The sequence below is a fragment of the Paenibacillus sp. YSY-4.3 genome, assembly GCF_054767475.1.
Genome location: NZ_BAABMC010000001.1, coordinates 540104 through 557953 on the forward strand (window position 1 = coordinate 540104; position 17850 = coordinate 557953).

The 17850-nt window shown below is 49.5% G+C and carries 18 protein-coding genes and 1 pseudogene; 16 read left to right on the forward strand and 3 right to left on the reverse strand.

What is annotated here, in order from left to right; genetic code table 11:
• Position 1 precedes the first annotated feature (1 nt).
• The 16 genes and pseudogenes from ACYUJT_RS02455 to ACYUJT_RS02530 all read left to right on the forward strand — a co-directional run bounded on the left by ACYUJT_RS02455 (position 2) and on the right by ACYUJT_RS02530 (position 14516).
• A complete protein-coding gene (locus ACYUJT_RS02455) occupies positions 2-1807 on the forward strand; it encodes a sensor histidine kinase (RefSeq protein WP_460318580.1) in 1806 nt (601 codons plus the stop codon).
• A complete protein-coding gene (locus ACYUJT_RS02460; RefSeq protein ID WP_460318582.1) occupies positions 1797-3386 on the forward strand; it encodes a response regulator transcription factor in 1590 nt (529 codons plus the stop codon). Before ACYUJT_RS02455 ends, ACYUJT_RS02460 begins: the two co-directional genes overlap by 11 nt.
• Positions 3373-3651, forward strand: a complete 279-nt coding sequence (locus ACYUJT_RS02465; protein ID WP_460318584.1) for a fibronectin type III-like domain-contianing protein — start codon at positions 3373-3375, stop codon at positions 3649-3651. Before ACYUJT_RS02460 ends, ACYUJT_RS02465 begins: the two co-directional genes overlap by 14 nt.
• Before the next feature lie 82 nt (positions 3652-3733).
• Positions 3734-3970 carry a hypothetical protein gene (locus ACYUJT_RS02470; RefSeq protein WP_460318585.1) on the forward strand — a complete coding sequence of 79 codons (237 nt, stop codon included), beginning with the start codon at positions 3734-3736 and terminating at the stop codon, positions 3968-3970.
• A 316-nt stretch (positions 3971-4286) separates the two neighbouring features.
• Complete coding sequence (locus ACYUJT_RS02475; protein WP_460318586.1) at positions 4287-5693, forward strand: right-handed parallel beta-helix repeat-containing protein; 1407 nt, start codon at positions 4287-4289, stop codon at positions 5691-5693.
• Positions 5690-6253 (forward strand): nitrous oxide reductase accessory protein NosL, encoded by a 564-nt coding sequence (locus tag ACYUJT_RS02480; RefSeq protein ID WP_460318587.1) that lies wholly within the window; start codon positions 5690-5692, stop codon positions 6251-6253. Before ACYUJT_RS02475 ends, ACYUJT_RS02480 begins: the two co-directional genes overlap by 4 nt.
• A gap of 17 nt (positions 6254-6270) precedes the next feature.
• Positions 6271-7092: an ABC transporter permease gene (locus ACYUJT_RS02485; protein ID WP_460318589.1), complete on the forward strand. Its 822-nt coding sequence runs from the start codon at positions 6271-6273 to the stop codon at positions 7090-7092.
• Positions 7085-7825 carry an ABC transporter ATP-binding protein gene (locus ACYUJT_RS02490; protein WP_460318590.1) on the forward strand — a complete coding sequence of 247 codons (741 nt, stop codon included), beginning with the start codon at positions 7085-7087 and terminating at the stop codon, positions 7823-7825. Before ACYUJT_RS02485 ends, ACYUJT_RS02490 begins: the two co-directional genes overlap by 8 nt.
• Positions 7822-8379 carry a TlpA family protein disulfide reductase gene (locus ACYUJT_RS02495; protein WP_460318592.1) on the forward strand — a complete coding sequence of 186 codons (558 nt, stop codon included), beginning with the start codon at positions 7822-7824 and terminating at the stop codon, positions 8377-8379. The genes ACYUJT_RS02490 and ACYUJT_RS02495 overlap by 4 nt, the downstream gene beginning before the upstream one ends.
• A 17-nt stretch (positions 8380-8396) precedes the next feature.
• Positions 8397-9233 carry a sensor histidine kinase gene (locus ACYUJT_RS02500; RefSeq protein WP_460318593.1) on the forward strand — a complete coding sequence of 279 codons (837 nt, stop codon included), beginning with the start codon at positions 8397-8399 and terminating at the stop codon, positions 9231-9233.
• Positions 9234-9361: 128 nt separating this feature from the next.
• Positions 9362-10231, forward strand: coding sequence for a hypothetical protein (locus tag ACYUJT_RS02505; protein ID WP_460318595.1), 870 nt, complete (start codon positions 9362-9364; stop codon positions 10229-10231).
• Positions 10232-10550: 319 nt separating this feature from the next.
• Positions 10551-12482: a methyl-accepting chemotaxis protein gene (locus ACYUJT_RS02510; RefSeq protein ID WP_460318596.1), complete on the forward strand. Its 1932-nt coding sequence runs from the start codon at positions 10551-10553 to the stop codon at positions 12480-12482.
• Between the two features lie 250 nt (positions 12483-12732).
• Positions 12733-13029, forward strand: a complete 297-nt coding sequence (locus tag ACYUJT_RS02515) for a hypothetical protein (protein WP_460318598.1) — start codon at positions 12733-12735, stop codon at positions 13027-13029.
• Between the two features lie 31 nt (positions 13030-13060).
• Positions 13061-13522, forward strand: coding sequence for a FixH family protein (locus tag ACYUJT_RS02520; protein WP_460318599.1), 462 nt, complete (start codon positions 13061-13063; stop codon positions 13520-13522).
• A 24-nt stretch (positions 13523-13546) separates the two neighbouring features.
• Complete coding sequence (locus ACYUJT_RS02525) at positions 13547-13921, forward strand: c-type cytochrome (protein WP_460318601.1); 375 nt, start codon at positions 13547-13549, stop codon at positions 13919-13921.
• Positions 13918-14516, forward strand: a pseudogene (locus ACYUJT_RS02530) (SCO family protein). Before ACYUJT_RS02525 ends, ACYUJT_RS02530 begins: the two are co-directional and overlap by 4 nt.
• On the opposite strand, the gene ACYUJT_RS02535 reads toward ACYUJT_RS02530, so the two are convergent.
• From ACYUJT_RS02535 to ACYUJT_RS02545, 3 genes are all read right to left on the reverse strand, one after another.
• On the reverse strand, positions 14505-15995 hold the full coding sequence (locus ACYUJT_RS02535) for an oligosaccharide flippase family protein (protein ID WP_460318602.1): 1491 nt from the start codon (positions 15993-15995) through the stop codon (positions 14505-14507). The pseudogene ACYUJT_RS02530 and the gene ACYUJT_RS02535 overlap by 12 nt on opposite strands.
• An 84-nt stretch (positions 15996-16079) precedes the next feature.
• Positions 16080-17204, reverse strand: a complete 1125-nt coding sequence (locus ACYUJT_RS02540; RefSeq protein WP_460319737.1) for an amidase domain-containing protein — start codon at positions 17202-17204, stop codon at positions 16080-16082.
• Positions 17191-17844 (reverse strand): class F sortase, encoded by a 654-nt coding sequence (locus ACYUJT_RS02545; RefSeq protein WP_460318603.1) that lies wholly within the window; start codon positions 17842-17844, stop codon positions 17191-17193. Before ACYUJT_RS02545 ends, ACYUJT_RS02540 begins: the two co-directional genes overlap by 14 nt.
• Positions 17845-17850: the final 6 nt, after the last annotated feature.

Sequence of the window (17850 nt, forward strand, 5' to 3'; positions counted from 1 at the left end):
TATGGGGACAAGCATGGGAAGATTCCTCGGCAGCTTTGGTTTAAAACGAAAAGCGCTTGTCATATTTCTGCTCTTTGTCATTCTGCCTACCTTTGGCGTCGGTGTCGTCGTGCAGTATAAATTTAATGAGGTATTAAGAGAGCAATTCATTAATTCCACGAAACGCAATTTGGATAACATAACTAATCAGCTTGGCGAGCAGACCAAAATGGTGGAGGATATGGCCAACTACCTCATTCTCAGTCCGGACATGCGTATGTTCCTGCGTACCTCGCCGCCGCTCAGCAGCGAACAGAGAGAGAATCTCAAGCGAAACATCGAAGGTTTTCTGACGTTCCAGCTGATTTCGAGAAGCTATATCCGCTCGATTGAAATATCCGGGTTCAACGGCAGTTTCATCGAGATGGGCGAACCATTCAGCGGGGATGAGACGAAGTGGGAGCAGCAGGCTGATGCCCGCAAGGGAGGGATCGTCTGGACGGAAGGTTACAATCTGAACAGTGATTGGTATGGCGATGTCCGAATTATGTCCATGTTCCGGATCCTGAATTCCTATAGCCATATCACGAAACCGGTAGGCAGGCTAACGATCCGTATGGATGAGGCGAGCATTGTTCATCTGTTGGAAAAAGGGATCTTCAAGGAAGGTGCGGGCACGGTATTCATTGTCGGGGACAAGGGACAGCTGATTCTTGGCTCCAAGCACCAAATGGCGGGTGATTTCGTTCCCGATGAGGACTTGCTGAACAAGCTGGCTGCCAGCAAGGAAGGATTCGTGACTTATCCCGTTCACGGCGAGCGCTACCTGGCGTTGTACCAAGGAATCGAGAACACGGGCTGGAAAGTGATCGCCATGATTCCAGAAACCACCGTTGCGGAGGAATTCCGGAGCGTGAAAGTGATTATGGTGGTTATCCTGACGGCTATTCTGCTGCTCGGGCTGACGGCGCTCATCGGGTTTCACTACACGATTATCTTGCCAATCCTTCGCTTGAAGAAGGAAACGAATCGCGTGATGCATGGGGATTTTAATGCCCGGGTACCCGTGAATTCCCGCGATGAAATTTCTGAGCTGAACCACAAGTTTAACGAAATGGTCTATACGATCAAGCAGTTGATCGATCATAAATATAAGCTGGAGCTCCGGGAGCGGGAGTCCGAGCTGAAGCTGATGCAAAACCAGATGGACCCTCATTTTTTATATAACACCTTGGATATGATCCGCTGGACGGCACGTCTGGAGAATGCTGCTAAATCAAGTCAGTTGATCGAGGTGCTGTCGAAGTTTTTCCGCGCCAGCGTGAATAATGGCAGCTATCAGACTACGCTGCGCAAGGAACTGGAATTTGCCCAATCGTATTTGTATTTGCAGCAGCGCCGTCTCGGGAACAAGTTGAAGTATTCCTTATATACGGAGGCGGATATTGGGGATGCAATAACGCTTAAGGCTACGATACAGCCATTGGTAGAGAATTTTATCAAGCATGGCCTCGACCGCAATAAAAAGTTTGGCGAAATTAAAGTCAGATGCTACAAGGCTGCAGACGAAATTTGGGTCGATGTGATCGATAATGGGAAAGGCATGGCGCCTGCAAGGGAAGATGAGGTGCGAAGCTCGCTGCAACATGGAGCTAAACCCGGCAGCAGGGAGGGAGCCATGAATAACATACATGAGAGATTATCGATATTTTTCGGACGAGACTATGGTTTGGAAATTATAAATAATTCGGCTGAAGGCATGCGGGTACGCCTCAGGCTCCCTCGCGAATCAGCCGATAAGCATGGTGGTGAGCAGCATGAGCGATAATTGGATGCCGAAGGGCAGACGGATCAGGATGCTGATTGTGGATGACGAGCCTGTCATTTGCGAAGGTCTTCGCTGCACGATCAATTGGGATAAGCTTGGCGTTGACGTTATAGGGGAAGCCTACGACGGGCAAGAAGCGCTGCGGCTGGTGCAAGAGCATGATGTTGATTTCCTGCTCTCCGACATTCGGATGGAAGGCATGGACGGCTTGCAGTTGGCCGAGCAGTTGAAGCAGCGGTTTCCGAGAGTACGGATCATTATGATTAGCGGTTATGAGGACTTTGAATACGCTCGGCAGGCGATTCGGCTGGGCGTCAGCGATTATTTGCTTAAGCCGGTCGATATCGAGGAATTGACCACGGTCGCAAGCAAGGTTGTAGCTGGTATTCATAAGCGGGAACAGGAAGGTGCCTCCGAGGAGGCTAAGCTGTGGCTGCTCGATATGGTTCGTCACGGGATTGCGTACAGCAAAGAAGCGCCAGCCTCGCTGCATGGGGTACAGTTCCGCATCCTGGCCACGCAGCTGGACGGCTTCTATGAACGTTACGGTACAATGCCGCCTGTTGAATATAAAGAGATTCAGGGCAGATGGATGCGTACGCTTCATGGCCTATTGCAGCGCTCTGAACTGCAAATGGTATCCGTTTTTTATCATGAGAACCTGCTGATCACGTTAGTGGTGTCGAATACTAGACTGGATCGCAAGGCTTGGGATGAGCTGTTGGCCTCTGCGATACTGTCTGCACGGAAGGATATCGGCCTGTATGGCGGTGCTTCGCTGCCCTATGATCATCTTACCGACACTGCGGTTTATTGCGCCGAAGCTGCCGAGCTCCTGTCGTATTATGTATTGGAAAGGGTTCCGATCATGCTTCCGGAGTATAGAGACAGAATCGGGATGAACCGGATGCTGCCGGATTTTGATATTGCGGATGGGGTACGGCGGTTGGTATCCGCTATGTTTAAACAGGATCAGAATGAAGTGAAGGACCAGGTGGCTTTGATGTTTCAATTTTTCCGGGAAAAAGGTTTCCTGCTAGCGGACATCGTTAAAATTTACGATGAGCTCTCTGCATTGCTGCGCCAGCGGCTTCGCAAAAGCGGGATGACCGACTTGGACTATGGGCACAAGGGAACGCCGAATCTAAACGTCTACAACTCTTATACCGGACTCGAAATGCTGGTGCTGAAAGAGATTCAGCAATTATTGCTGCTGATCGACAAGCAGGGGATTGATAAATCCTACTGGATTATCGAGAAGGCGAAGAAGTATATGAATGATCATTATCAATCGGATTTGAAGGCTTCCGAGGTTGCCTCCTGGCTGAAGATTACACCGAGCTATTTTAGTTATATTTTCAAGCAGAGCACTGGAAAGGGCTTTACGGAATATATGAACGAGGCGAAGATTGATCACGCCAAAAAGCTGCTGGCCACGACCCACGACAAGGTGTTCGAAATCGCGGATAAGGTCGGCTACAAGGAATATAAGTATTTCGTATCCGTGTTCAAATCGTATACGGGCATGACACCAAAGGAATATCGCGGGCTAAGCGCCAGCAAGGATGCAGGCAAATGAGCACCACCCGGTAAAACACGAGAGCGAGCGAGAGGGATATACAGGACAGACTAGGTTCATATACAAGAAAGAACTAGCTGAAAGCTTTCGAAAAATCGAAATTCCTCCAGGGGAATGGCGAACGGTCAGCTTCAGTTTAGGCCTGGAGGAGCTGGGGTTTTGGAATCGGGAGATGAGGTTCGCGGCGGAACCCTGCCGGGTTGCCGTGCAAATTGGCGGCAGCTCCCAGTATACCGCCTCAGCGGAGCTGAAGATTACGAGCTAAAGGAATTAAAGGCAGCTGTCCAATCATGGCAATTGTCTCCGCATAAGATAGTAGTGGATACTATTTGAAAGGAGAAATTATTATGGGATTGTATGCACAACATCAAGGAGGGCATTGCTGTCCTCCGGGAGAGGCGATTTTCGATCCTCCGCAGTATGTGGTAAATAATTATTTCCATCCCCAAATCGTCCCGGTGATTCATCCGATTCAAATTATCAACAAACATCATTGCGTCCCGATTCCCCACCATCAGTATACAGTTGAAACCAAGGATGTGTTCTGTTCCGCGAATTATCGTGCGAAGAAGGGCAAGAGATAGTTTGATATTCCCGAAAGCAGAGCAGCTCTCAAGCAGAGCTGCTTTTTTTTATGATTTTCACCCTTAATTATATGAATTTATACATATTATTCTTGTTAGCATTATTCTTACTACGGCTTGTTTTGATGGTTTATCCTATTAAAGTTTTGAACTTTTCTTTAAGGGATTGTCATAGAAATGACATAAAATGAAGCGGAATCCGGCTAAAAGCCACTCTAATGGGCTATATTAGTGAGAAATGTTATAGTTTATCATTTTAATTAAATAGTTTACCTGCGTCATTCAAGAGAAAAAGGGGGCAATAGAAGTTAAGTTTATGAGGAGTAAAGGAGTTGCGCTATTTGTTGTCCTTGCGGGGTTGCTCCTGCTGAGTCTAGTATTTGCCGGCAGTGCTTCTCCTATATTTGCGGAGTCTTCGCCGAAGGATGAAGCCTCTGAACAACGGCTGCCATCCCTTCAGCGACTGGTAGACGAAGCAAGACCTGGAGACACTATCGTGCTGACTGAAGAAAAATATGCAGGCCCTGTCGTCATTTCCAAAAAGCTAACCATCGAAGGCGGCAAGACGGCGATCCTCTACAACAGCACTTCGGAAGCGGCGATTCGGATTGAGGCGCCCGGGGTTACTGTACGGGGAGTGAATATTTTACAGGAAAAGGCTGGTGAGGAAACAGCAGCCGTAGCAGTCCATGCCGATCAGGCCGTTATAGAGGAGCTGAGAATCAAAACCGTTGGCTTCGGCATCATGCTTCGTGATGCGGACCACGCCCTGCTTCAGAGCAACGAAATTTCCTGGCTGCACACAGAGAACGAAGCCGATGCGAAAATGGGCCAAAAGGGCAACGGTATCGATCTGTACAATTCGCATGATAACCGGATCGAGCAGAATACGGTTGCGGGCATGAGGGACGGCATTTACCTGGAGAACAGCAACGGGCAAAATATTGAGAACAATCGGCTGTACGGCTCGCGTTACGGCATTCACTGCATGTATGTGAAGGATACGCAGATTGTTAACAACCGGGGAGAGTTCAACGTAACGGGCGCCATGATCATGGGCGTAAGAGACGTGCGCGTAGCGGATAATTCATTCGCGAAGCAAAGCCAGAACGTGAACTCGCAAGGCATCTTATTATTTGATGTGCAAAATTCGGTCATTGAGCGAAATCTCGTCGAAGGGAACCGGGTCGGATTATATATCGAATTATCGAAGGATAATCAAGTGATCGAGAATTCGGTTATTCGGAACTTCATCGGGATTCAATTCAAGCAGGCCGAGGGGAACGAAATACGGGCCAATGATTTCGTGGCCAATGTGATCGAAGCGGAAGCGACCGATAGCAGAAAGAATGAATTGGTAGGGAATTACTGGGATTCAGCGAATGGCCTGGATTTGAATGATGACGGAGTTAGTGAAATCCCGTACAAAATCAATCCTTTTTATCAGGAGCTGATCGCCAAGACGCCCGCTTTCCAACTGTTCTTTCAATCCCCGGGCATGACGTTTCTGAGCAGCATGTACACCGATCACCAGGAACGCTGGACGACGGACAGCGCGCCGCAAATGAAGCCGAATGCCGTATCGGCTATGCTGCCAGTACAAGCAGGAGATTTTCAAGCTGATCCGGTCATTTCCGATCAAACGTTAATTTTGATTATCGCTTCGATGCTGCTGGCAACAGCGGTAATAACCATACTATATTCGGGGGTATCCAAATCATGAAAAAATGGTCATTAGCTTTGGTAGTTATGCTTACATTCGCTTTGCTTGTCGGTTGCGGCCAAAAGAAATATGCCGCACAGGCGATCAATGAAGATGTCGATGTATGCGTGGTGTGCAATATGCAGGTAAAAGACGACGCCTTTGCCACGCAAATCGTGACGAAGGACGGAAAGAGCTTGAAATTCGACGATTTGGGCTGCATGAATACTTGGAAGCAGGAGAACGGTACAGACAATATCGGCATGGACTATGTCCGCGACTATAACGACAAAGAATGGGTCGAGTTCAGTAAAGCGACATATGTCTACGATGCTTCGATCCGCACGCCGATGGCCTATGGAATTGTCAGCTTCAAAGATAAAGCCGCTGCGGAAGCCTTTGTCAAAGAGCAAGGCTTGGGACAAGTTCTGGGCGCTAATGAGCTGGCTAACCATACATGGCAGCAGAGTCAAGACATGATGCATCATGATCACGGCGAGGCACATGGGCAGGATGAAAGCCATAGCGACGGACATGGACAAGAGCACAGCGATAGCCATGATGACAGCAGTCATCAATAGAAGACGAGGATAGAACGATGACTGATATGCTTCAAGTGGCAAAAAGAGAAATCAAAATTGGGCTCCGTAATCCGTGGGCCTATTCTTTTCTCGTTTTATTTTCCGTATTCAGCGTAAGTCTATTGCTCGTCAATTCTCAGAACGCTGTCAGCGGCTATTCCGCAATTACCGGCTCGATGCTCAGTCTGATTCTGTATTTGCTTCCGCTTATGACCCTGTTTCTCGGCTCCTTCTCCCTGACGGGGGAGAAGGAGGAGGGAAGCTGGCAGCTGCTGTCGACATATCCACTAGGTACCATGCCTTTCATTATCGGCAAATATGTAGGGTTGTCCGTCGTTTTATTGACGATTGTCTCATTTGGCTATGGCCTGATGGGCATCATTTCGGTTGCAGCGGGCAAAGCGTTCGAGCTTACTACTTACTTATTGTTTCTAGCGTTCTCCTGCGGTTTGGTGCTGCTTTTCTTGGCGGTTGCCTTATTGATCGGTTCCCTATCCAAAAACCGCTGGCAGGCGTTGACTTTTTCCGTCATGATCTGGTTTTTTACCGTTATCGGCTGGACAACGATATTGATTTCCGTGCTGGGATTGCTGCCTTACCCCTGGATTAAGCCTGTGCTCATCGCCTTAACATTCCTTAATCCTGCGGAACTGGTGCGCCTGTTTGTCGTTATCAAGCTGGGCGGCGGATCCGTGCTCGGCCCAGAGTACTACGAGTGGGTAACTTGGATTCATCAACCTGGTGGCAGCCTGCTGTTTTTTGCAGTGTGCTTGGCATGGATCGGCATCTCCATTTCGGGGGTATATTGGATTTGGGAAAGGGGACGATCTCGTGGCTGAACCGTTCGTACAGGTTGTTAGCGTCGACAAAGTGATCAAACAGCAGAAACTCGTGGAGAATATCAACCTGCGTATCGAGGCGGGCAGCATCGTTGGGCTGTGCGGCGGAAACGGCGCGGGCAAGAGTACGGTTCTGCGGATGATTGCCGGAATTATGCAGCCGACGACCGGTGAAATTACCGTAAATAAGCTTCAGTGGAAAAAAGACAGAAAGCAATTCTCGCAGCAGATCGGCTATATGCCGGATGATTTTCAGTTTTCGCCGGGTTTGACGGCGGCGGAGGCGCTCTCCTTCTGGGCCGCCCTTCGCAAAGTCCCGGCGAGCCGGGTTGATGAAGTGCTGGAGATTGTGGGATTGCAGGACAAGCGCAGCAAGCAGGTGCACACCTTTTCCAAAGGCATGCGGCAGCGCATTTTGTTCGCTCAGGCTATGTTAGGCAAGCCGCCGCTTCTAATTATGGATGAGCCGACGAACGGACTCGATCCATACTGGATGAACGAATTTGTCCGGTTATTGCAGAAGATCCGGAGTGAAGGCCATACCGTGCTGTTCTCCACACATCAGTTGGAAATTGCCGAAGAGGTCGCGGATTACGTGGTTTTCTTGAATAACGGCCGTAATTACGGGGAGGGAACGGTGGAGCATTTCCGCGAGCAATACGGTGCTTACCCGCTGCATGCAGCGTTTCAACAGAGCTTGGGAATAACCTCTACGGCAGGTGAGTCGAAATGAGCAAAAAGGAAAGCAAAGGATTGCGTCTAAGTTCCGTAATTACCCTATTGTTAGGTTTGTTTGCTATAGGAGCGATTATATGGATTATCGTATCGCCTGCGAAGGACGATGCCAAGCCGCAGAAGGCAAGACTGGCTATCGGTGAAAGCGCCCCTGACTTTGAAGTGACGAATATGCACGGAGACAAGGTATCATTGTCCGATTACAATGGCAAAGTGGTTGTGCTCAATTTCTGGGCTTCTTGGTGCGAGCCCTGTGTAAAGGAGATGCCGCTGATCAACGAGGTGTATCAATCAAATCGCTCGGATGTGGCTACCTTATTTGTCAATGCGGGCGAGTCCAAAGGCACCGTGAATGAGTTCTTGACTGCGCACCATTTTGAGTTTCCGGTCATGATCGACGTTACTGGCAAAGTGTCCGGCTTATACGGAATCGTCGGTCTGCCAGTCACTTATATCATTGATAAAAACGGCAATCTCCACCAATCCATCGTTGGCGAAATTACAAGCCGCGAACAGCTTCAAGCCTATATTCAATCCGCAGCAGGTGATTAAAGGAGAGGGTATATTTCGTGACTTATAAACAAATCAAATGGATGATTCTGTTCATACCGACGATCACTGTGGGAATTTGGGAGTATGTCCGCCATCAGTTCCTGCTCCCCTATATCTCGATGGATTTGGGCAATTGGCTGACTCCGGTTCTGGTATACCTTGTAAGTGTGACATTGCTGAGCAGGCTGTTTCATATGCTGGAGAAAATCCAGCAGGAGCTCCAGGCAGAACGGGCCGCCAAAGCGGCGCTGGAAGCGAGGGAGCATTTGGCCAAAGAACTGCATGATGGTATTGCCCAGTCCGTATTCTTATTATCCGTTAAGGTCGATCGCCTTGAATTTACGTCAGACCAGGCCAAGTACGATAAGGATATCTTCCAAATTCGCAAGACGGTGCATGAGGTGAACCGATATGTGCGTCAGGCGATTGCAAATCTCAGGTATGCCGCAACACCGGCGACGATGGTTCTGCAAAGGGAAACATTAAGCGAGAAGGTCAAGCAAATCGCCGAGGAGGTGCTTGTCCCGATCGAGGTTGAGTGGAGCATTCCTGATGAGCTGCTGAGCCCTAAAGAGAAAGTGGAGCTGCTGGCCAGCATCCGGGAAGCAGTTGTCAATATTCAGAAGCATGCTCAGGCTACGAAAGGCTGGATCAAGGGAGAACAGCGCACGAGCCAGCCGGGATGGACCGCTCAGATCAAGGACAATGGCATCGGCTTTAAGGTAGATCCGCATCAATTGGAAGACAGCTACGGCCTCCTTATCATGCGGGAAAGAGCGAAGGAGATGAACTGGGGGTTTCGGATTTCCTCGGAGAATAATTACACGGTCGTGGAGCTTCAGGATGCAAAATAATAATGAAGTTCATATTCATCCAGCTACCTGATTATCCGATATATGTAAATAGGTGGAGATAGAAACATCATCACAGACTGCTAAGCTAGAAGCATCTCCATAGATATAATTAGGAGGTATAGCAGAGGATGAACATTTATAACACAACGTCGGGCACGCAAGCCGGGCAGGCAGCCGCCCCGCGGATTCATCGGGACCGGCTTGAAAATACGGAGCGATGGGTGACGGGAAATCTATCGGGTTACGTCCATCGTGATCAAGTAGAAATTAGCGATATCGGACGCGAGCTTGGTGCAGGCGCCATACAGCATATGGCGGCTAAATACTACGGGACAGCGGATATCAATGCATCTCTGGAGCAAGTCCTAAGCGGCAAAGACCAGAAGGTTAAAGACGCGGTGTATGGCGTCATTCAGTCTAACATGATCGTGGTTGGGTCCTTAGAGAGTGACGTTGAGCACGATGTACTGATCGAGATGGGGTTATCTCAGGCTAAATATATCGCTGCTCAGTATATGAATGATGAAGAGGCCGAGACTTTTATGGCGGCTATGAACAAAATTGCGGCAATCGCGTTAACGCGGACGGTTGATCCGGAGACGGGTAAGGCCAGTTACGTAACGCCGATCCAAAAGCCGATCGGTGCCCCAGACGACTATGTAAATATTTCAGAGCTTATGAAGCAGGCGGATCCTTCCGCGTATCAGAAATTCATTGATGAAATTGCTTCCGGCAATCATGGCCTGGACGAACTGATTAAATTCGCCAAGAAGGTGCCGAGCCATCCGGAATGGATTGAAAAATATAATGAGAATAACGCCCAGGTACTGGAGTATTTGCAAAATCTAAAACGGGATAATCGGTTTGAGCAGGCGGACTATTCGTCCAAGGTTGCTTTTCAGGAGAGTGTACTGCGAATGCTGAGCGATGCTGGACTGAACAACGGTGATTTTTACGTTGGCAATATGCAGTATTTTGCGTCATTGCTTGCTGACTAACAAATTTTCAAAAAAGTCGGATAGAGGTCTTTAGTTCTGGCAATAGTTGCCTATTGGGTGCGATTCAACTATAATATTTCGGTAAATACAGGGCCCCTTCGCGATAGCGGAGGGGCTGCTGGCCTAATAGGCTGTTAAATTAAAGGGAAAGGGGGGATCAGGCGTTAGCTCTACAGAAGAACAGGAGTTCTTGTTTCTTTTATTGTAAGAAAATGAAAAGTTAGAGAGAGAAATATTAGGAAATGGAGTTGCAAGAGAGATAGAAACCATCAGATCATTCATAAGCAAATTTGTCGGCAATTTTAAAGTTAAGCTGTTTGTGTCCATTGGAATCATCCTTATTATTCCTTCTTTAGTCATTGGCATCTTGGCAGCCAAGAGCGCCACAAACGGGATTCAAGAGCAAATTACGCAGAGCGCGACCGAGTCCATCAAGCTGGCGGACTCGATCATTGACGATCTCGTTCAGCCGAAGCTGCACGACGTGCAGTTTTATGCGGAGAAGCTCCAGGCGAATTTGTTGGATGAGGGGAAGCTTGTGGAGACGTTGGTGTCTCTCGAACAATATGCCGGGCTTCATCCGGAAGTTAGCCTGGTCTATTACGGGACAAGAGAAGGAAAGATTCTAACTGTGCCGGATCAGCAATTGTCGGCGGACTTCGATCCGCGGACCAGACCATGGTACGAGTCAGCGCTGAAAGAGCAGGGGCGAGCGGTAGTCAGCCAGCCTTATGTATCCGTTGACGAGAATAGGGACATTACGATATCCGTGTCTATGGCAACAGCCGACGGCTCGGGAGTAATTGGCCTTGATTTACGAATGGACAAGATCCGAGACATCCTCGGCGATATCAAGGTCGGGAAGGAAGGCTATGCGATTCTTCTTGATGGAGAGGAGCATTATATCGTACATCCCGTCCATGATGCAGGAGAGAAAACGAATGAGCCTGCCGAGCAGAAGATGTACGAAACCGACCATGGCGAATACACCTTTTCCTATGAAGGCCAGAATAAATACATGACTTACATAACGAACCAGCTAACCGGATGGAAAATAGGTGGTACGATCGATTTAACTGAAATCAACCAGGCTGTGAAGCCGATAATATTGAATACGCTCTTCACGGGAGCCATTTGCCTTCTAGCTGGCTTTACATTTATTTATTTCATGATCCGTTCCATTATCCGGCCGATCAGCCGCTTGAAAGAGCAGGCCCAGAGCGTCAGTGAAGGAGATTTGACTCAGCAAATTCAGGTGCAAACGAGCGACGAGATCGGCGAACTGGCTGCGGCCTTCCAAGTGATGCAAGAGAAGCTGCGCAGCCTGATTGGCAAGGTAGGGGAAGGAGCGGAGCAGGTGGCCCGCTCGTCCGGGGAACTGACGTCAAGCTCGGATCAAACGGCAGAGACAAGCCAGCATATCGCGGAAGCAGTACAGGACATTGCTGGCGGCGCTGAACGGCAGACTTTGGGGCTGGAGCAGAATTCCACCGCGCTGGCCGAAATTGCGCAAGGAGTTGCGCTGATCGCCGAACGCACCAGCGCCGTAGCTGAGCTGGCGAAGATGTCCTCCGCTCAAGCGGAGGAAGGCAGCCGTTCGGTCGAACAGACGGGCAACCAGATGGGCTCTATTTATCAAACGGTTGAGCAGTCGAGCAGCAAGATCCGTTCGCTGCATGAACGTACGCGTGAAATTGGCGAAATCACGAAGCTGATCGGGGATATTGCCGGCCAGACGAATCTGCTGGCCTTGAACGCTGCGATTGAAGCGGCTCGCGCCGGCGAGCACGGAAGCGGTTTTGCGGTTGTCGCTGGCGAGGTGCGTAAACTGGCGGAACAATCAGCGGAATCGGCGCTGCAAATTACGGCGCTCATCGAAGCCATTCAGAATGACGCTGAGGAATCGGTGCAGACGATGGGCCGTGTGACGACCGAGGTGGAGGAAGGGCTAAACGTCTCCGTCGTTACGATGCAGCGGCTGGAGCAAGCGATGGGCGGCATTCGCGAAACGACGCCGCAAATTGCTGAAATCGCTGCGACGGCCCAGCAAATCTCGGCTAGCGTCCAGCAGATCGTGGCGACGGCGAACGAACTGTCGATGATCGCCACCAGCAACGCCTCAGCTGCGCAGGAGGTTGCGGCTTCCTCCGAGGAGCAGTTGGCGGCGATGGAGCAAATCTCTTCGTCTGCTCATACGCTATCGGAGATGGCTGCTGAGTTGAAGGAGACCATTGGGCATTTCAAATATTAGAATGACATGAAGTAATAACAGCAAGGATCACGCTGGCATGCGGCTGATCCTTGCTTTATTTTTTGGATGCCAGCCGCTACAATGATATTTGTTACATAACTATGGCGGTTAGCTCGCATGTGCCGAAATTTCACAAAATGTTAACAACTCAAAGACTTAATTAGCCCAAAATCGTCATTTAAGCCTCATAATTATGAGATATACTGCCAGTTAGGGGGGGATAGCCATAAAGAAGAAGACAAGCATTGTCTTGACGCTAATTGCACTTATTTTATTAAGCCTGTTCTTTATCCCGATCAACGCCAAGCCATCAGGGCAGACGCGGATGATTCTGGACCATACTCTGCATGTGTACGTCTCGCCGCCATGTTTCAACGAGGCCCAGGTGACGAATAATATAGCGGAGTCTACGCTTGGGAAGGCCAGAGAGCTGCAATATGAAGCGGATGCCCAATGTACGGCGGATTCGTTGATGAGCCGGAAGATGAGTGTTATGGATGTTTTTTTTAGCAGCCTCGGCATAATTAAAGGACCATGGAATTGGTAACTAATTTCTCGTGAAGGGGTTCAGGAAGAATATGAAGAGATGGACGACCGCTTGGCTCGTGCTTATGATCGTTATTATCGCAGGGTGCTCCTCAGGGGGCAGTCATACAGGAATGACAGATGGGATTCCCGAAATTATCGATGTGCAAATCCAGAGTGAGCCCGAGAAGCTGAATCCAGGTGAGCCGGCATCGATTCAAGCCAAGGTTACCCAAGGCGGCGAAGAAGTGACGGATGCCAAATCCGTAACTTTTGAAGTGTGGCTTAGCGGTAGCGATGCTCACGAAATGCTGGAGGGCACGCACGCTGGAAATGGAGTTTACAGCATCGACAAAACCTTCGAACAGGACGGAGTTTACAATGTCATCGCGCACGTGACGGCTCGGGACATGCATAATATGCCGCGGAAGCAACTCATCGTCGGAGAGGTGCCGGAAGACGAAATCGAACAAGCTAAGGATTCGCTCTACGATAAGAGCTCTCATATGGACTAAATGATCGGTAAGGAGAGAACGCGAATGAGAACGGAAAAAGGGCCGCTACAGCTGCTTGTTATGGCATTCGTTTTTTTGGCATTAACCGCTTGCGGACAATCTGCTTCGACGGACAGTGGTTCGGCTTCCTCGCCGTCTGAGAGTACCGCCGATGCCAAGGCGAAATTGATCTATAAACAGAGCTGTGTCAGCTGTCACGCCGTCGATCTTAGCGGAAAAGTAGGGCCTAGCCTGCAGGAAATCGGCTTTAAACTGAGCGAAGAGGAAATTTTCGAGGCGATCAGTTCGGGAAGACAAGGGATGCCGCCGTTTGAGAAGAGGCTGAAGGCCGAGGAAATCCAGGCATTGGCTACTTGGCTCGCCACCCATACGGAAGCTGAGGGAGGGCCGGACCAATGAAGCGTTCGAAGCGGATTATCGATATCGGAATTATTGCCTTGCTCGTCGTCGCTGCAATCGGAGTGCTTGCTTTCTCCTGGGGAGGAGGCAAGCCGAATGACCTCAGCATTCCGGTGAAATCGTTCGAATTCACCGACCAGGACGGCGGCCAGGTAGGTCTGGACGATTTAAAGGGCAAGGTTTGGGTCGCCCATTTCATGTTTACGAATTGCTCTACCGTATGTCCGACCCTTACCGCGAACATGGCGAAGCTGCAAAGCGAGATTATGTGTCGGCCGGACTTAAGGCGGATCTCGTATCCTTTTCCGTAGATCCCGAGAAGGACACGCCGGAAGCTTTGAAGACGTATATCGGCAAGTTTACGGATGACCTGAGCAATTGGCATGCGTTGACGGGCTATTCATTCGAGGAAATTCAGGCCTTTGGTCAACAGAGCTTCAAGACCGCAATCCAGAAAGACGCCATTGGGGACCAGGTCATTCATGGCATTTCCTTCTATCTCGTAGATGCTTCGGGAACCATCGTTACGAAATACGATGGGCAGGATCCGCCTTACAGCCAAATTATTAAGGATATCAAAGCGCTATCTCGTTGATAATTTTCCCTTGAAGCGAATGTAGAGAAAGGTGCCGGCCGCCGAGAAGAACAACACGGTTTGCATAAAAAATCCGGATAAGCTGCTAAATTCGCTTCCCCAGTGCTGCGAGATGAATTGGACCAAGAACATGGAACCGATCAATATGAATGCATCTATAAAGAGGGAAGGGAGCAGTTGAAGCATGCGGGCAAGCCTTAACTTTAAAGCGTATAAATTAAAGATGGCAGAAATCATCTCCATGGCCAGGATCCCGAGCGCTGCCCCGATATAACCCCAACCAGGGATAGCTATAAGCACATATTGGATAACAAAGGAGCAGCTTATACCGGTAAACAAACCGATGAAAGTTATATTCTTGATGTCCTGGGACCATAAAATGCTCGTCGATAGCTCGCGAAAGCCAACAATAACGGGAAGAGGGGCTAAGTATCGGATGGGCAGCGCCGCTTCGGAAGAATTGAATATAAATATGGACAGCTCAGGGGCGTACACATAGATGTAGATGGACGCGGATAATCCCCACAACCAAGCCGCCTCAAGGGATAAAGAGAGCAGCCTGCGGAAGTTGGGCCAGAGTTTCTGCTGCGAGTAGCTGGCCAAGCGCATGGTGACTGTATGGCTCAGGGCTTGGGTGACCAGCGTAGGCGTGTAGGCCATGATAGCAGCCATCCCGGTAATTACGCCGTATATGGCGGTTGCCTGGGAGGTGTCATAACCGGCGGCCATCAGTCGGCCAGGGATAAGAATCGCATCGATGAAATCGGAGGCCGGAATCAGAAGGCGCGTTAGCGAAATGATGAGGGATGCTTTGAACAGCCAGGCGAAAGGAAGCTTGCTGCTAGATATCGGTGCTGCCGGGTTCTTTCGCTGGTCAGCGGACACATAAAACGTCAGCAGCGTGAAAGACACGAGTACACTGATAAATGCAGCCAGCACCCCTCCGCCGACCGCAATATGTATGCCTTGAGGCAATAAATAGCCGACGATCATCAGCATGAACAGAATACGGCTTGCCTGCTCTGTCAACTCAGACAAGGCGATGATGTTAAACCGTTCCAGCCCCTGCAAGTAACCTCTCAACAAACCCAGTAATGGGGCCGCGAAAATAGCCGGCGCAAGGCTTCGCAAAGCGTATTGCAGATCCGGATTCCCCAACATGCTCGAGAGTGCGGGGGAATTCCAGAAGACGATCATACTCAAAATCCCCCCGAATAAAACCAGAAAGAGGGAAATCCATTTAAAAAAATGCCAACCAAGCCATGGCTTCTTTGCTGTAATAATGGCCAAGGCCGTTGGCAATCCTCCGGAAATCATAAGCAGCAGCCCATATAAGGAATAAGCGATTTGGTACAACCCGATACCTTCAGCACCTACGAGTCTCGTCAATACGACGCGTCCGATGAGACCGATCAATTTTACGGCAGCCATTGCCCCGGCTCTTATCGCGGATTGCTTTAACAGGCGGGATAGTTTCATAAGTCCTCCAGTTTAGCGTCAATATCTTCCAGTTTCCATTGTATGACGTTAAACCGCAGTTATGCTGACAAGCCCGCATATTCGTCAATCTCTAATGTGTACCAGTAAGTATTTGGTATGCTGATCCCAACCTAGGTCAAAGGGAACGCGGTAACGGTCGGCCGAATGCGAATTGACGAGCGGGTAGCCGTAATCATCGAACCCTACGACGATCGAAAAGTGATCCACATCGCTGCCGCTAATAATATAACCGATCAAGTCGCCTGGCTGAATATGTGAAAGTGCCCCATTCGGGTATTTGGCCGAAGGAGCGATAATGTCCCGAAAGTGTCCCCTGGCCAGCAGTTTTCCGTATCCGGAATACATAAGAAAATTATAGAAGGAATCGGTCCGAATCCAGGCTTCGCTTCCCCCCTTGTTGGAAAAGTATCGCCATGATCCGGCCTTCGGCAGGCCTCCGCCTTCCTTTTCGTCTCCAACGACCTGGGAAGCGAAATTGGTGCAATCTCCTCCTTGCCCGGAGTAATCGGCATATTTGCGGTTATACCTGTGGTTATTGCCGGCTCCCCAAGCTGTTCCTGCATATTTATTCGCGTACTCCACAGCGCGGGCGCGGCGATATTTTTTGCCGTCCACCACCTGCTGCTGATAGTTCACGGAAGGGGAAGTACCATCATCGGTTACCGCAATTTTGTTCGGGTTCTCATCCAGGGGATCCAAGTACCATTCCTTGTTGACCTTCCACTCGTTATCCAGCTTTTTTAATGTGAGAAAATGCTCGGTTCCGATTCCGAACGATTGAACGGGTACCATTTTGTTGATATAGGTATAATCTACCTTCAGCGAATGGACCAGAGATATTTTTGCCGTATCCTTGGAGGTTCTTAGACGCACGATACGGATCTCGCTATTGGCTTTGACCAGCTTGATTGCTCTTTTGATTGCCCACTCGTTAAGATAATTCGTTCGGTTCTCCTCGTTGCGGAGAGCGTGCTTGCTCAATTTGTTGCCACTTAGATAAAGGCCCTTTAATTCTGCCATATCCCGGCTGACAAGAGTGTCGGCTCTCTGCTTATAAAGCCTATCCAAAAAGGCCCGCACCTCTTTTTCCTCTTGATCGCCCGAATCCGCATAGACCTCTGTTCTGCAGGAAAGTAAAGTCAGGCAGAGGATAAGTACGGTTGCTACAAATTTATTAGTCAAGTTCATCATCACCGTCCAGCTTGGCAAAAACGATCAGTCTTTGCTCATGCTCCTTTTTTTTTCTGCTGTATTTTCCGCTGCATGTTACCAGATTCAACCTGCGTTCTTTCGTATCCCCGAAAACCCTGTCGACGGGAGCTTCCGATGTAGGGTAAGATTCTACGGATTCCACGATATAGGTCAGTTTTCGTTTGGCATGATCCCGAACAATGATTGGATCCCCGGGTTTTAATTTTTTTAAATTAAAAAAAACAGCCGGGCCGGTATAACTATCGACATGGCCGTCCATCACCATATTTCCCGGTTCCCCTGCAATTACGCCGGGATGCAGAACGCCGACAATATCCGTATGTTTCGGAACGTCCATCTGCCCGTCTTCAAGCACACCTACCGGTTCAACACTAGCCTTTACCTTTAGGGTAGGAATTATGAGCTCTGTCGGCATAAAGGGTTTGGGCAGCGGCTTGCGTATACTCTCTGCCGGCAGCCTTTCTGTGTCATTCACAATTGGGGGGGACGGCGAGGATGGCACGGATTCGGAATGCGGCTGCGGCTGGGCGTTCTTCTTCACCTGCTTGGCAGGACCGCAACCAGAACAACTGACGGCGAGAACAATGGTTAGCAGAATGAATAATCGTCTCATCATGATATA

What these genes read in the sequence shown, in the direction of transcription:
- ACYUJT_RS02455 (WP_460318580.1), top strand. Translation starts at nt 2, where the DNA reads ATGGGGACAAGCATGGGAAGATTCCTCGGCAGCTTTGGTTTAAAACGA.
- ACYUJT_RS02460 (WP_460318582.1), top strand. Translation starts at nt 1,797, where the DNA reads ATGAGCGATAATTGGATGCCGAAGGGCAGACGGATCAGGATGCTGATT.
- ACYUJT_RS02465 (WP_460318584.1), top strand. Translation starts at nt 3,373, where the DNA reads ATGCAGGCAAATGAGCACCACCCGGTAAAACACGAGAGCGAGCGAGAG.
- ACYUJT_RS02470 (WP_460318585.1), top strand. Translation starts at nt 3,734, where the DNA reads ATGGGATTGTATGCACAACATCAAGGAGGGCATTGCTGTCCTCCGGGA.
- ACYUJT_RS02475 (WP_460318586.1), top strand. Translation starts at nt 4,287, where the DNA reads ATGAGGAGTAAAGGAGTTGCGCTATTTGTTGTCCTTGCGGGGTTGCTC.
- ACYUJT_RS02480 (WP_460318587.1), top strand. Translation starts at nt 5,690, where the DNA reads ATGAAAAAATGGTCATTAGCTTTGGTAGTTATGCTTACATTCGCTTTG.
- ACYUJT_RS02485 (WP_460318589.1), top strand. Translation starts at nt 6,271, where the DNA reads ATGACTGATATGCTTCAAGTGGCAAAAAGAGAAATCAAAATTGGGCTC.
- ACYUJT_RS02495 (WP_460318592.1), top strand. Translation starts at nt 7,822, where the DNA reads ATGAGCAAAAAGGAAAGCAAAGGATTGCGTCTAAGTTCCGTAATTACC.
- ACYUJT_RS02505 (WP_460318595.1), top strand. Translation starts at nt 9,362, where the DNA reads ATGAACATTTATAACACAACGTCGGGCACGCAAGCCGGGCAGGCAGCC.
- ACYUJT_RS02520 (WP_460318599.1), top strand. Translation starts at nt 13,061, where the DNA reads ATGAAGAGATGGACGACCGCTTGGCTCGTGCTTATGATCGTTATTATC.
- ACYUJT_RS02525 (WP_460318601.1), top strand. Translation starts at nt 13,547, where the DNA reads ATGAGAACGGAAAAAGGGCCGCTACAGCTGCTTGTTATGGCATTCGTT.
- ACYUJT_RS02535 (WP_460318602.1), bottom strand. Translation starts at nt 15,995, where the DNA reads ATGAAACTATCCCGCCTGTTAAAGCAATCCGCGATAAGAGCCGGGGCA.
- ACYUJT_RS02540 (WP_460319737.1), bottom strand. Translation starts at nt 17,204, where the DNA reads ATGAACTTGACTAATAAATTTGTAGCAACCGTACTTATCCTCTGCCTG.
- ACYUJT_RS02545 (WP_460318603.1), bottom strand. Translation starts at nt 17,844, where the DNA reads ATGATGAGACGATTATTCATTCTGCTAACCATTGTTCTCGCCGTCAGT.